Source organism: Fictibacillus phosphorivorans (genome assembly GCF_023715845.1).
In the GTDB taxonomy this organism is placed as follows: Bacteria; Bacillota; Bacilli; order Bacillales; family Fictibacillaceae; genus Fictibacillus; species Fictibacillus phosphorivorans_D.
In genome coordinates, this window is record NZ_JAMBOR010000002.1 from 62,458 (window position 1) to 76,108 (window position 13,651).

Here is a 13,651-nt window from a genome sequence, read left to right on the forward strand (position 1 = left end):
TACTCACCATGACAATCCCTTTTTCAAAAGAAAAAAAGTCCGCCAGCAGGCGAACTTTTTGAACTATTATCTTTTTCCTTTTTCGTAAGGAGTTCCAAGAGCTTTTGGTGCATCTGCTCGTCCAACAAGACCTGCTAATGCAAGGATTGTAAGGACGTATGGAGCGATCAACAAGAAAACTTTCGGGATATCTTGTAAAAACGGAATATGAGATCCCGAGATACTAATCGCTTGAGCCAATCCAAAGAACAAAGCTGCCCCTAAAGCTCCTAGTGGATGCCACTTACCAAATATCATTGCAGCAAGTGCCATAAATCCCTGTCCGGTAATGGTTGAGTGTGTAAAGTTACCGGAGATTGAAGCCACGTATACTGCTCCTCCAAGACCTGCAAGAGCTCCACTTAATAAAACGCCGATATAGCGTACTTTCGTTACGTTAATACCCATCGTATCTGCGGCCATCGGGTGTTCACCCACAGAGCGTAAACGCAGTCCGAATGGTGTTTTATATAATACATACCAGACGATGAATGCTACTCCTACAGCCACATAAGAAGTTAGGTACGCGTTAGAGAAGAAAAGCTTTCCGATAATCGGAATATCCGATAAGAACGGAATATTGCTTTTTGAGATTCTTTCCGAAATTACAGGCGTTTGCCCGGCATTAAAGATTTTTTTCGTCAAGAAGATAGCAAGTCCAGCAGCTAAAAAATTTAAAGCAACACCGGATACGACTTGATCTGCTTTTAAAGTGATACTTGCTAGTGCGTGAATGGACGCAAGCATGGCCCCTACGATCATGGCAACTATAAAGCTTACCCATGGAGAAGCGTCACCTAATCCAAGTTGTTCTCCATAATAAATCGTTACCGCTCCTGTAAAAGCACCAAACAGCATCAAACCTTCTAACCCGATATTTACAACACCTGAACGTTCACTGAAGACACCGCCTAACGCTGTGAAGATCAGTGGAGCTGCTGAAACGATCGCAGCAGGGATGATTAGTGCAAGAATATCCATAAAGCTCATTAGATTTTACCCCCTTTGCTTACACGGTTCATCAGCCAGTGAACGATATAACTGCATGCAACAAAGAAGATGATAAGTGCGATCACGACTCCAACTAGCTCTGTTGGAACACCTGCGATAGACTGCATGTTGAGTGCTCCGATCTTTAATCCACCGAATAGTGCTGCACCAAGTACGACTCCAATCGCGCTGTTTGCCCCTAGAAGAGCTACTGCGATTCCATCAAAACCAACACCTGTAAATGCCGCGTTAATCGTCATGTACTGATACGTTCCAAGACCTTCCATACTTCCAGCAATTCCAGCAAAAGCGCCTGAGATGGCCATGGATAAAATAATATTTTTTGATACATTGATACCAGCATACTGCGACGCATGTTGATTGAATCCAACTGCACGAAGTTCATACCCCATCGTCGTTCTCCAAAGCAAGAACCACATGATCACTGCTGCAACTAATGCTACGATGATACCGTAATGCAAAGTTGAATATTGCGTGATGCTCTGTAAGAATGGTGAAGCAAGTGATGCAGATTCTTTAACATTCTCTGTTCGCTCACCTGGAGCAAGCAAAAAGCTGCGAATGATTTCGTTCGTCGAGTAAAGCGCGATATAGTTCATCATGATTGTTGTAATAACTTCATGTACTTTAAATCTTGCTTTCAATATACCAGGGATCGCTCCCCATAATGCTCCGGCTACAGCAGCAGCAAGAATAGCAAGAGGAATGTGTAGAACCGCTGGTGCATCTACCGTAACACCCACATAAACCGCAGCGAGCCATCCAACTAAAAGCTGTCCCTCAACACCGATATTAAATAATCCTGTGCGAAAAGCAAATGCAACGGCAAGACCTGAAAGAATAAGGGGTGACATTTGCCTGATCGTTTCACCAATTACATACGAATCTCCTACAATCCCTTGGAACAGAGCAATGTATGCTTCAATGGGTGGATATCCACTTAACAGCATGATGATTCCGCCGATTAATAGGCCTAAGAAAACTGATACAAGAGGCACAAGAAGTTTTAGTTTTTTATTTTTATTCTGCATGTACAGTACCTCTCTTTCCGCCAGCCATCAATAGTCCAAGTTCTTGTTCAGTTGTTTCTTTCGGATCAACGACTGCAACGATTTTACCTTCATACATAACAGCAATGCGATCACTCACATTAATAATCTCATCAAGTTCAAACGATACAAGGAGCACTGCTTTTCCTTTGTCACGCTGTTCAATCAGCTTAGAATGGATGAATTCAATCGCCCCAACGTCCAGTCCGCGAGTAGGCTGTGCCGCAATCAAGAAGTCTGGATCACGGTCCACTTCTCTTGCTATGATCGCTTTTTGCTGATTTCCTCCTGACAATGCCCTTGCAGGTGTAAATGCATCAGGAGTTCGAACGTCATATTCAGAGATTAGTTTTTCTGCCTTCTCAAAAATTGGCGAAAATTTCAGAATTCCGTTTTTAGAAAAAGGCTTCTGATAATAGGTTTGCAATACCATGTTCTCTCCAACTGAAAAATCTAAAACAAGTCCATGTTTGTGACGGTCTTGTGGTATATGAGCAAGGCCGCTAGCAGTAACGCTTCTAGGTGTGAGATTTGTAATATCTTTATCTCTTAAATGAATGGATCCTTCATTTATTTTTCTAAGTCCAGTTATTGCTTCTAAAAGTTCTGATTGACCATTTCCATCGACACCTGCAATCCCGACAATCTCTCCGGCTTTTACAGTCAGATTCAATCCGTTTACAGCAGGCACTTTTCTGCTGTCCAAAACAATAAGATCTTTTATCGTTAAAACAGACTCTTTGGGTTCTGAAATTCCTTTAATAACGGTAAAATTCACTTCACGTCCAACCATCATAGCTGCTAACGAATCAGGATTTGAATCCTTAACGTCAACTGTACCAACACCTCTACCTCTTCTAATAACTGTACAGCGGTCGCATACTTCCATAATTTCCTTCAATTTATGAGTGATGAGAATGATGGATTTTCCTTCACTAACTAGTTTTCTCATAATCTGAATCAGTTCTAAAATCTCCTGAGGTGTTAAAACGGCTGTAGGTTCATCAAATATCAAGATATCTGCACCGCGATATAGTGTCTTTAAGATTTCAACTCGCTGCTGCATCCCAACTGAGATGTCCTCAACTTTTGCATAAGGATCTACTCTAAGCCCATATTGATCAGAAAGTGCTTGAACTTCTTTAGCGGCTGTATGAAGATCTACTTTCCCGCCCTTTGTTGGCTCTTTTCCAAGAATAATATTTTCTGTAACCGTAAATTTATCGACGAGCATAAAGTGTTGATGAACCATTCCAATTCCAAGTGAGTTGGCAATATTCGGATCATTGTTCACCACTTTATTGCCCTTTACGTAAATCTCACCTTGTTCAGGCTCGTATAGTCCGAATAAGACGTTCATAAGCGTGGACTTTCCAGCACCGTTCTCGCCCAAAAGAGCATGGATCTCACCCTTTTTAACCTGAAGAGTAATATTGTCATTCGCTACGATTCCCGGAAACTCTTTGCGGATATTCCGCATGTCAATTACGTATTCCATTCTAATGATGTCCCCCCTTTAAATACATAAGGAAGGACTTGGCTTCTGCCAAGTCCTGGCCAGTTATTCAAATAGTTACATAGCGTTTACTTAAGATTTTTTACAAATTCTTCAAACTCAGCATCAGTCTTAGGAACTTTCACTTCACCGTCGATGATTTTCTTCTTGTATTCTTCAACTGATTTAAGTGAGTCTTCTTTAACGTTGTCTTTAGTTGGAGCAATACCTACTCCATCTTCTTTAAGACCGAATTCTACAATTTCTCCACCTGGGAATTTACCAGCAGCTGTTTGCTCAGAAACTTCATATACCGCTTGGTCTACACGTTTAACCATTGAAGTAAGAGTTACACCCTCTGGCATACCTTCTTCGTGCTGGTCACGGTCAACACCGATTACCCAAACATTTTCACCGTTCTTCTTACGGTTTTTAGCTTCCGTGAATACACCCATTCCTGTTCCGCCAGCAGCATGATAGATAATGTCAGCACCTTGCTCATAGAATGTATTTGCGATCTGTTGTCCTTTTTCCGCTTTGTTAAAGTCTTCAGCATATTGAACTAGAATTTCAGCATCAGGATTTGCAGTTTTCACACCTGCTTTAAATCCGTTTTCGAACTTTTTAATAAGCTCAGAGTCTACTCCTCCAACAAAACCAACTTTGTTAGATGTTGTTTGCATTCCTGCAATTAAACCAACCAAGAAAGATCCTTCATGTTCAGCAAACGTGATGTTTGCTACGTTATCGCCTTTAACAACCATGTCGACGATGGCAAGCTGTGCATCAGGCTGTTGTTTCGCAACTGTTTCTACATCAGTCCCCATCAAGAAGCCGATTCCGAAAACAAGATCATACTTTTGACGAATTAAAGAGTTTAAGTTAGGCTTGTAATCACTTTGAGCCGTAGACTGTAAATACTTGAACCCTTTATTTTCTTCAAGGTTGTTATCTTTTCCGAATTTTTTTAAACCTTCCCAAGCAGATTGGTTGAATGATTTATCATCAACACCGCCAGTATCCGTAACCATGGCTACTTTAAAACCTTTTTTCGCCTCCCCACCAGACTTACCTTCTTCAGAATTTCCGCAACCCGCAAGGATTGTACCAGCAGTAAGCATTGCCGTTACCATCAAGCCTAATTTCTTTTTCAATTTCATTTCCCCCTAAAAAATGTTTTCATTTTTATAACTTACCTAGGTGCTACGAATAAGGACCCCCATCACCCCCTAAAAAAGACTTAAGTTAAAAGCGCTTTCTTAAAACAGAGAATTGAAATTTATCAGATCTAAAGTAATTGCAAGAATAAAGAACAGGTTCATCATACTGATCGTAGTGTGTCTGTTTTAACACTAACAACGGAACCGCTGCATCACTCTCAAGAATTTCAGAAATTCGATCATGATATCCAATTGGTTCTATGTTTGTAACCGCATACATTACACGTCTTCCCGTTTCCTTTTCTAACATTTCTAAGAAAGATTCATATTCATGAAGCCCCTTAGCCGGGAACAGTTGTGCAGGGATAAGATCCTTGCAGAACACCACTGGTTCTCCATCTGCCGTCCGAACACGTTCCATCACCATGAGGCCGTCTGGGAGTGAGTTATTAAACTTTGCAAGAAGTTCATCTGTTACCTCTGTCGTCTGGGAAGAAAGGAAAATGGTACCTGCTTTCTTTCCGCCTCTTTCAATCATATCGGTAACACTGTACAGTTCTTCAATACCAGAAGAAAATAGTGCTCTTGTCCGAACAAAAGTTCCAACACCATGTTTACGGATGAGGACGTTTTCATCTTCTAAAATGCGGAGTGCTTCCCTCAAGGTAGCTCGGCTGATCCCCAGTTGTTTGGAGAGTTCAAATTCTGAAGGCAACTTTTCACCTTCTTTATAAATGCCTTCTTCAATATCTTTCTTTAACTTCTCTATCACTTTTATATATAACAAGCGATGGTCTACTTTTATAGACATTTCAAAACCACCTTAATTAAGTTGTTCGACGTATGACAAATTGTTTGAATAATCGACATTAATATACCATTTTTAATTCTATAAATAAATACTATTTTTACAAATTTTTAATAGGTATTATTTTCTTTTTCCAATTTTTGAAGAAAAAGTTAATCAATACAGGCTTTTCTTTATGCAGAGTAGCTTTTTGTGATTTGTTGAATTAGGCTTCAGGATGCTTATAAGTTGTTGATCTGTGCTCCATATCCTCCCTTTCCGCGGGGCGTGCGGTGAACCTCCTGCCGCTTTGCGCCATTAGGAGTCTCCACCTGACCGCTCGTCCCGCAGGAGTCTCGCACTTTGCACTCCAATCACCTAGCATAGAAAGAGGAAAAGAAAACATCTTTAAAGTAAATAACCGTGTAGAAATCAACCTTTATTTCAATTAACAATACTAGTAATTAATAGGGGCTAATATAGGAAAAAACGGGCTATGAATGCCCGTTTTTTTATGAACTTGATGCTTCTTTTTCTTCTGGGATGGCTGAGATGAGGACTTCACGCGGTTTTGATCCTTCGTATGGTCCGACGATTCCTTTTGATTCCATCGCGTCGATCAGTCTTGCTGCTCGGGAATAACCGATTCGGAACCTTCTTTGCAGCATGGAAACGGAAGCTGTCTGCATGTCTACAACGAGCTTGACTGCATCTGAAAAGAGTTCATCTTCTGATTCCATTACAGCTGGTTCTGCTTCTTCAGTTGGAATCATTTCTTTCTGATACTGTGCTTTTTGCTGACTGACACAGTGCTCTACAATGGTTTCAACTTCTTCATCCGACAAGAATGCACCCTGAACACGGACAGGTTTTGAAGCGCCGGAAGGGAAAAATAGCATATCTCCTCTTCCAAGAAGTTTTTCGGCTCCACCCATATCCAAGATGGTTCTTGAATCGGTTTGAGAGGATACACTAAATGCGATTCGTGAAGGAATGTTCGCTTTAATTACTCCTGTAATAACATCAACGGATGGTCTTTGTGTTGCGATAATAAGATGGATTCCTGCAGCACGCGCCATCTGAGCAAGGCGGGTGATGGCATCTTCCACATCGCCTGAAGCGACCATCATCAGGTCAGCAAGTTCATCGACAATGACGACGATATAAGGCAGAAATGGCTGTTTTGCGTCACTTTTTCCATTTTGCTTTCTTATCGATTCATTGTACCCTTCAATGTTTCGGGTTCCGCTGTGAGAAAATAATTCATATCTTCTTTCCATCTCGGACACGACACGTTTAAGTGCTTGAGCTGCTTTCTTAGGCTCTGTTACAACAGGCGCTAATAGATGCGGGATCCCATTATACATATTGAGCTCGACCATCTTTGGATCGATCATCATCATTTTTACTTCATGTGGCTTAGCCCGCATGAGAATGCTTGTAATGATTCCATTAACACAGACACTTTTTCCGCTTCCTGTTGCACCAGCTACGAGAAGATGGGGCATCTTGGAAAGGTCTGCAATGATCGGTTCCCCAGAGATATCTCGTCCAAGCCCGATGGCAAGGGGTGATTTTTGGCCAGAAAACTGCGGTGCCTCCAATACTTCTCTTAAGGTTACCATTGAGATTTCGCTGTTCGGAACTTCGATACCTACAGCAGATTTCCCTGGGATAGGCGCTTCAATCCTTATATCTTTTGCCGCAAGTGCTAAAGCTAGATCATCTGAAAGATTAACGATTTTACTTACTTTTACTCCGACATCGGGATATACTTCATATTTAGTAACTGCTGGACCTAGATGAACTTTGAGCACTTTTGCTTTTACCCCGAAGCTTTCAAATGTTTTTTCTAGTTTTTTTGCATTGCTTTTACTTGCTGCATACTGTTTGTCCTTATGCTGTCCACTGTTATGAGGAGTACGCAGATGTTTCATCGAAGGAAGCTTGTAATGTTCGTTCTGAATGACTTCATCCTCAAAGTTAGTGGGAAGAGGTGATATTGAAGGTTCACTCTCAGCTTGTTCACCAGCATTCTTCTTTGGTGGTTCATTAGAATCATCAAAGCTTTGAGAACCGAATTTTAGTTGAACACCACTATCTGTTTGATGAACCCTTTTCGTAAAATCTTCGATCACAGGTTCTTCCGCAATAATAATTTCTTCCGTCTCTGATTCATCGTCAAGATCTTGTGAAGCTGGTTTTAATTTCTTAGGTTCACGTGCCTTTTTTGCACGTTCTTCAGCAATGGCATTTTTCTTTTCGACAATAATTTCTTTTAATTTTGCATTTGTTTCATTAATACTCGTTACGAACTTCTGCATCATACCAGAAAGTGATTTACCTGTTATCAAGAGAAGGCTTCCAATAATTAAGAAAAAGATTACAAGCTTCGTACCGCCTGCTCCAAATAAAAAGTAAAATAAGGCAAAACCTATAGCACCAATAATACCCCCGCCAAGATCATTAGCAGCTGTTGTACCTTGAAGCTGAATCCAGTACAAATCCCATGTGTTTCGTATAACAGATGCATCCTTCCAATCTCCGCCATTCGTTAAATGTTCAAATAATGTTAGATGACTAAGTACAAGGAAGGAAAAAAATAAAATATAAATACCTGTTAATTTTTTTGAAACCAAAACAGGAAAACTTCTTTTCCAAATCAGATATAGAGATAATAAAATACAGGCTAACAGCAAAACACCGTACCATTCACCGCTAAAGAAACGTAATAGATGCACGAATGCCATACCGACATTCCCCATCTTAGCCAGACCCAACGATGCAAGAGCTAATAATGATAATCCGGTTATCTCAAAGGTCAGCTGCTCTTTCCATCGCGCTTTATTTTTCGCTTTCTTTTTTTTATTTTTTGCCACCAATTTCACCTCACTACTATGCTGTTTAATCTTTATGTATGTATAAAAAAAGGAAAGAAAAGCAGCCCTGCATATAGAAAGGCTGCTCACAATAGTATAGCATATTTCTTAGGTGTCTAATTAAAAGTTTCGCAGCGTCATTCCAGGCTGGCAGTCTTCTAATAAATAATGTGAAGGGTCTGTACTCATGATTTGAACGATTCTAGTCTCTTCTCCATCTCGTTCAACAAGTACAGGAACATTATTATAAAGTATTACATTCTGCATCGCTCTATTGTTTCCTTCTTCAGGAAACATCAATTCATAAGGCTGCATGGTATACAAAATCATTGTTTAATACCATCCGTTTCTGTTTTTCTTTGATCTTCTATTAGTTCGTTTAGTTTTTTTATCGCCTGACCTAATCCGCCAACCTCATTAATCAGCCCATCTTTTACCGCATCCGTTCCGATTACGTTCGTACCGATATCTCTCGTTAGATTTCCTTTTGAAAACATCAGCTCTTTAAAACGTTCTTCACTTATCTTAGAATGGCTGGTTACAAATGAAATGACTCTTTCCTGCATTTTATCAAGATATTCAAAGGTTTGCGGCACACCGATTACTAACCCTGTTAGTCTAACAGGATGAATCGTCATTGTAGCCGTAGGAACGATGAAAGAGTAATCTGAGCTGACTGCGATCGGTACACCAATTGAATGACCTCCACCAAGCACGAGAGAAACGCTTGGCTTTGACAGGGAAGCTATCATCTCAGAAATTGCAAGGCCAGCTTCTACGTCCCCACCGACCGTATTTAGTATGACAAGTAAACCTTCGATCTTGTGATTCTGTTCGATCGCAACAAGTTGAGGAATTAAATGTTCATATTTTGTTGCTTTATTATTTGGCGGCAACTGCATATGGCCTTCAATCTGTCCAACAATGGTTAAACAGTGGACGCTCGAACCTTCCATCTGAGGCACGCTTGTTTGCCCTAAAGATTGAATCTTTTGGATCAAACCTGAGCTTTCATCTTTCTTCTGCGGAGCATCTTGTGGTGCTTCTGGTTGTGGTGACTGGTCCATATTTTCTTCACCCCTTCACGTTTAGTTCTTCTTAGTATGGGCGTTATTTTCAAACGTATGATAAGAAAATAAAAAAACCTGCTTGAAAACAGCAGGTTAAATCTCCATAATGATCGGCATGATCATTGGTCTTCTTTTTGTTTTTTCAAATAGATACTGACTTAATGTATCTCTAACATTGGATTTCAAACTAGACCATTCTTTCATGTTCTCACTCATACATTTTTCAAGAACTTCTCGTACTTTCGTATTTGCCTCTTGAAGAAGCGCTTCACTTTCACGCACGTATACAAAGCCTCGTGAAATGATTTCTGGCCCTGAAACAAGCTGATGTGAATTCTTGCTGATCGTTACTACCACTACAAGAATACCGTCTTGAGATAAAAGTTTGCGGTCACGGAGTACGATATTCCCAATATCACCAACACCTAATCCGTCTACAAGGACATTTCCTGAAGGAACTTTTCCAGTCTTTTGAGCCTGTCCGTTAGCAAATTCTACGACTTCTCCTTTATCGATGATAAAGATATTGTCTTTTTCTACCCCAACTTCAATCGCAAGCTTCTGATGGGCCTTTTGCATTTTGTATTCGCCATGAACCGGAATGAAATATTTAGGTTTCATCAAACTAAGCATAAATTTCAGCTCTTCTGCACTTCCATGTCCTGAAACGTGTACCTTTTTCTGTCCGAAAATAACATCAGCACCTGTGCGCATTAATTTATCAACCATTTTAGCGACAGAAGTTTCATTACCAGGTATCGGGGTAGCGGCAATAACAACGGTATCAGAAGGACGCAGTGCAATTTGCTTATGAGATTTTTGTGCCATTCTGGACAAGGCAGCCATAGATTCTCCTTGGCTTCCTGTCGTCAGAATGACAACTTTTTCATCACTGTAATCGTTTGCTTGATCGATTGTAATGAGCAGATCTTTTTCAATATTCAAATAACCAAGCTGTGAGGCAATATCGACTACCTTCACCATGCTTCGGCCATTAACAGCGACTTTACGGTTCGTCTTGGCTGCTGCATTCATCACTTGTTGTACACGATGTACATTCGATGCAAAGGAAGCAATAATAATACGTCCTTTTGCAGCCTGAAAAACATCTAGAATCTCTTGTCCAACTTGAGCTTCAGGCCCAGTGGAACCTGGTCGTTCTGCATTCGTGCTGTCGGAAAGAAGGCAAAGAACCCCTTCCTCTGCAAGAGCTGATATTTTTCCAAACTCCGTATGTTGTCCATCAATCGGTGTATGATCAATCTTAAAATCACCAGTATTTGCAATAACTCCCTGTGACGTGTGAATTGCAATACCGACTGCGTCTGGAATACTATGATTGACATGAAAAAAACTAACTTTTGCGCTATTAAATGATAACTTTTGATTGGTTTCGATTAAGTTCAGTTCTGTTGAACGCAACAGACCTGCTTCTTTTAACTTTGCTTCAACAAGCCCTAATGTCAAGCGTGTCCCATAAATAGGAACGGGAACTTGTCTTAAGACATAAGGAAGTCCTCCAATATGGTCTTCGTGGGCATGAGTCAAGAAAATTCCTGTTACTCGTTCAATGTTTTCCTTTAAGTAAGTTACATCCGGAATGACGATATCAATTCCGAGCATTTCCTCTTGCGGGAACATCAGACCGGAATCCATAACAAAAATTTCTTCACCCGTATCCACTACATACATGTTTTTGCCGATCTCACCTACTCCGCCCAGGGCAAAAACTTTAATTTTCTCTCTATTTTGTTTTGACAATGTGTATATTCCTCCTAGGTTGTATGTAAAAAATTTATCCCGATCACGTCACTTAAAATCATTATAACTTATCAGAGGATTACAAAACAAGACTGAGGAGGTAACAATTGAAATAAAGGGCTTTGTTCGGTAACACGGGTGCATGTGGAATAACTACTATTTGCTTAGGGATACTAGCTTTTTATAACAACATGGAAACCTCAAATACAGAGAACAAAAAAACAAACCGGAAATCCGGTTTGTTTTTTTAAAGTTCATTTAGATGCGCTGCAAGTGAAGCTCTTTCCTCTTGGTTCAATGGTAGTAATGGGAGTCTTACTCCTCCTACATCAAGTCCTTTTAATTGTAAGGCTGTTTTTACAGGAGCAGGACTCGGAGCTTTAAACAATTCATTCATAACTGGGAGTAATTTACGATGCTTTCGTGCTGCTTCTGCGTTATCTCCATTTTTAAAGCTATCGATCATCGAACGCATTTCATTTCCAATTACATGTGATGCTACAGATACAATTCCTGCACTTCCAATGGCTAATGACGGTAAAGTCAATCCATCATCTCCACTGTAAACGTAAAAGTCATCAGGTGTTTTTTCGATGATTTCAGCCATAACATCTAAGTTGCCGCCTGCATCCTTTAGTGCAATAACGTTGGGAATCTCAGCAAGTTTGATAACAGTATCCGCTGAAAACGAAACAACAGATCTTCCAGGAACGTTATATGCCATAACCGGCAGATTTACAGAGCCTGCAATCGCTTTAAAATGGGCAACAATACCGTCCTGACTAGGTTTGTTGTAATAAGGAGCGACAATCATGATCGCATCAACGCCTGTTTCTTCGGCCTTCTTAGAAAGATCGATCGACGCTTTTGTATTGTTGCTGCCTGTACCTGCAATGACAGGTACTCTGCCATTAACCGATTTTACAACATGCTTAAATAGCGCTAATTTTTCTTCATTTGAAAGGGTTGGTGATTCTCCTGTAGTACCTGCAACAACGAGACTTTCACTGCCATTATCTATCAAATGATTAACTAGTTTTGTTGTTTTTTCGAAATCAATATTCCCTTTACTGTCAAAGGGTGTAACCATCGCCGTGCTAATACTTCCAAAATTCATTCCTTTCACTCCTCAATACTCATTAAACTGCTGCTGTACAATTTCTTGCAAGTTCGTCGTAATCCCTTCTTCATTTAAGCGGAAAGTTGTATGAAGAGCATTCACAGATTCAATCAGATCTTCCTTTTTAACCAGTACCCAGATTGTAGTATGGGAGTCAGCTGATTGGAGAATCTGAATATTTCTGCTTGAAAGAGATTCAACGATTGCTGCTGTTACACCTGGTGTACCAGCAATACCAGCGCCTACCGCTGACACTTTTGCACAGTTTCTTGTTACATCGGGTTCATAGCCGATCTCTTTAAGTTTTCGAAGCGCCTGATCCGTCTTATCTTCCATGATCGTGTAAACAACACCTTTAGGAGAGATGTTAATAAAATCGACTGAGATCTGTTCTTGCGCCATAGCTTTAAATACCTTTGTCTGGAGATCATACTGACCGTCATTTGCATACACTTTAATCTGTGTGATGTTAGAAACGTGTGCGATCCCCGTTATGATGGATTCCTGCACATCTTTTCCTGCCGGACCTTTTAATGAAGAAGTTACAAGGGTTCCTGGCAAATCTGAATAAGTAGAACGGATACGAAGCGGAATTTTTGCCTGCATCGCAATTTCTACTGCTCTCGGATGAATAACTTTAGCCCCTTGATAGGCCATGTTACAGATTTCTGCGTATGTTACAACAGATAGCGGTCTTGCATCTTTAACGAGTCTCGGGTCAGCTGTCATGACTCCTTCCACATCGGTAAAAATATCTATGAATTCTGCTTGAAGGGCTGCGCCAAGGGCTGCAGCACTCGTATCGCTTCCCCCTCTTCCAAGGGTTGCAATATCTCCGCTCTTGGATTGACCTTGAAAGCCGGCTACAACGACTACAGATTGATTTTCTAGTTCTGCTCTGAGTCGTTCACATTTCATATCGATGATTCTCGCGTTGGAAAAATCATCATTCGTACGAAACCCTGCTTGCGGTCCTGTCAATGCAGCAGCACGTATACCTGAGGAATTCAACAAACCTGAAAAGACGACCGACGAAATAATTTCACCGCAAGATAAAAGGAGATCCTGTTCACGATTAGTTATATTGTTATTCTCATCTAACAGGCTCAACAAAGTATCTGTTGCGTAAGGATCTCCTGACCTTCCCATCGCAGAAACCACACATACTACTTTATAACCGTCATCTACTGCTTTTTTTATATGACGGACTGCTTCCCTGCGGCCCGTTTCTTCTTTTAAAGAAGTTCCTCCAAATTTTTGAACGATAATCTTCATGAATG

At 40.6% G+C, this 13,651-nt stretch carries 11 protein-coding genes; all 11 read right to left on the reverse strand.

The genetic code is table 11. From position 1 onward, the window contains the following. Positions 1-66: 66 nt before the first annotated feature. Positions 67-1,029, reverse strand: a complete 963-nt coding sequence (locus M3206_RS01930) for an ABC transporter permease (RefSeq protein WP_251310821.1) — start codon at positions 1,027-1,029, stop codon at positions 67-69. Next, a complete protein-coding gene (locus tag M3206_RS01935) occupies positions 1,029-2,081 on the reverse strand; it encodes an ABC transporter permease (RefSeq protein ID WP_251310822.1) in 1,053 nt (350 codons plus the stop codon). Before M3206_RS01935 ends, M3206_RS01930 begins: the two co-directional genes overlap by 1 nt. Continuing rightward, on the reverse strand, positions 2,071-3,597 hold the full coding sequence (locus M3206_RS01940) for an ABC transporter ATP-binding protein (protein WP_251310823.1): 1,527 nt from the start codon (positions 3,595-3,597) through the stop codon (positions 2,071-2,073). Before M3206_RS01940 ends, M3206_RS01935 begins: the two co-directional genes overlap by 11 nt. 86 nt (positions 3,598-3,683) lie before the next feature. Continuing rightward, positions 3,684-4,748, reverse strand: coding sequence for a BMP family lipoprotein (locus M3206_RS01945; RefSeq protein ID WP_285876655.1), 1,065 nt, complete (start codon positions 4,746-4,748; stop codon positions 3,684-3,686). A gap of 91 nt (positions 4,749-4,839) precedes the next feature. After that, positions 4,840-5,565 (reverse strand): GntR family transcriptional regulator, encoded by a 726-nt coding sequence (locus tag M3206_RS01950; protein ID WP_251310825.1) that lies wholly within the window; start codon positions 5,563-5,565, stop codon positions 4,840-4,842. A gap of 488 nt (positions 5,566-6,053) precedes the next feature. Further along, the gene (locus M3206_RS01955) at positions 6,054-8,420 is read right to left on the reverse strand and encodes a DNA translocase FtsK (RefSeq protein WP_251310826.1); all 2,367 of its coding nucleotides are present in this window, start codon (positions 8,418-8,420) and stop codon (positions 6,054-6,056) included. Between the two features lie 120 nt (positions 8,421-8,540). Beyond that, positions 8,541-8,750 carry a YlzJ-like family protein gene (locus M3206_RS01960; RefSeq protein WP_251310827.1) on the reverse strand — a complete coding sequence of 70 codons (210 nt, stop codon included), beginning with the start codon at positions 8,748-8,750 and terminating at the stop codon, positions 8,541-8,543. Next, positions 8,747-9,487 carry a ClpP family protease gene (locus M3206_RS01965; RefSeq protein WP_251310828.1) on the reverse strand — a complete coding sequence of 247 codons (741 nt, stop codon included), beginning with the start codon at positions 9,485-9,487 and terminating at the stop codon, positions 8,747-8,749. The genes M3206_RS01960 and M3206_RS01965 overlap by 4 nt, the downstream gene beginning before the upstream one ends. Before the next feature lie 96 nt (positions 9,488-9,583). Further along, positions 9,584-11,251 carry a ribonuclease J gene (locus tag M3206_RS01970; RefSeq protein WP_251310829.1) on the reverse strand — a complete coding sequence of 556 codons (1,668 nt, stop codon included), beginning with the start codon at positions 11,249-11,251 and terminating at the stop codon, positions 9,584-9,586. 247 nt (positions 11,252-11,498) lie between these two features. Continuing rightward, complete coding sequence (dapA, locus tag M3206_RS01975) at positions 11,499-12,368, reverse strand: 4-hydroxy-tetrahydrodipicolinate synthase (protein WP_251310830.1); 870 nt, start codon at positions 12,366-12,368, stop codon at positions 11,499-11,501. A gap of 12 nt (positions 12,369-12,380) precedes the next feature. After that, positions 12,381-13,646: an aspartate kinase gene (dapG, locus tag M3206_RS01980; protein ID WP_251310831.1), complete on the reverse strand. Its 1,266-nt coding sequence runs from the start codon at positions 13,644-13,646 to the stop codon at positions 12,381-12,383. Between the last annotated feature and the right edge of the window lie 5 nt (positions 13,647-13,651).

Excerpts from the sequence above, each read along its gene's own strand:
- M3206_RS01960 (WP_251310827.1), bottom strand. The coding sequence starts at position 8,750 with ATGATTTTGTATACCATGCAGCCTTATGAATTGATGTTTCCTGAAGAA.
- M3206_RS01930 (WP_251310821.1), bottom strand. The coding sequence starts at position 1,029 with ATGAGCTTTATGGATATTCTTGCACTAATCATCCCTGCTGCGATCGTT.
- M3206_RS01965 (WP_251310828.1), bottom strand. The coding sequence starts at position 9,487 with ATGGACCAGTCACCACAACCAGAAGCACCACAAGATGCTCCGCAGAAG.
- M3206_RS01935 (WP_251310822.1), bottom strand. The coding sequence starts at position 2,081 with ATGCAGAATAAAAATAAAAAACTAAAACTTCTTGTGCCTCTTGTATCA.
- dapG (WP_251310831.1), bottom strand. The coding sequence starts at position 13,646 with ATGAAGATTATCGTTCAAAAATTTGGAGGAACTTCTTTAAAAGAAGAA.
- M3206_RS01950 (WP_251310825.1), bottom strand. The coding sequence starts at position 5,565 with ATGTCTATAAAAGTAGACCATCGCTTGTTATATATAAAAGTGATAGAG.
- M3206_RS01940 (WP_251310823.1), bottom strand. The coding sequence starts at position 3,597 with ATGGAATACGTAATTGACATGCGGAATATCCGCAAAGAGTTTCCGGGA.
- dapA (WP_251310830.1), bottom strand. The coding sequence starts at position 12,368 with ATGAATTTTGGAAGTATTAGCACGGCGATGGTTACACCCTTTGACAGT.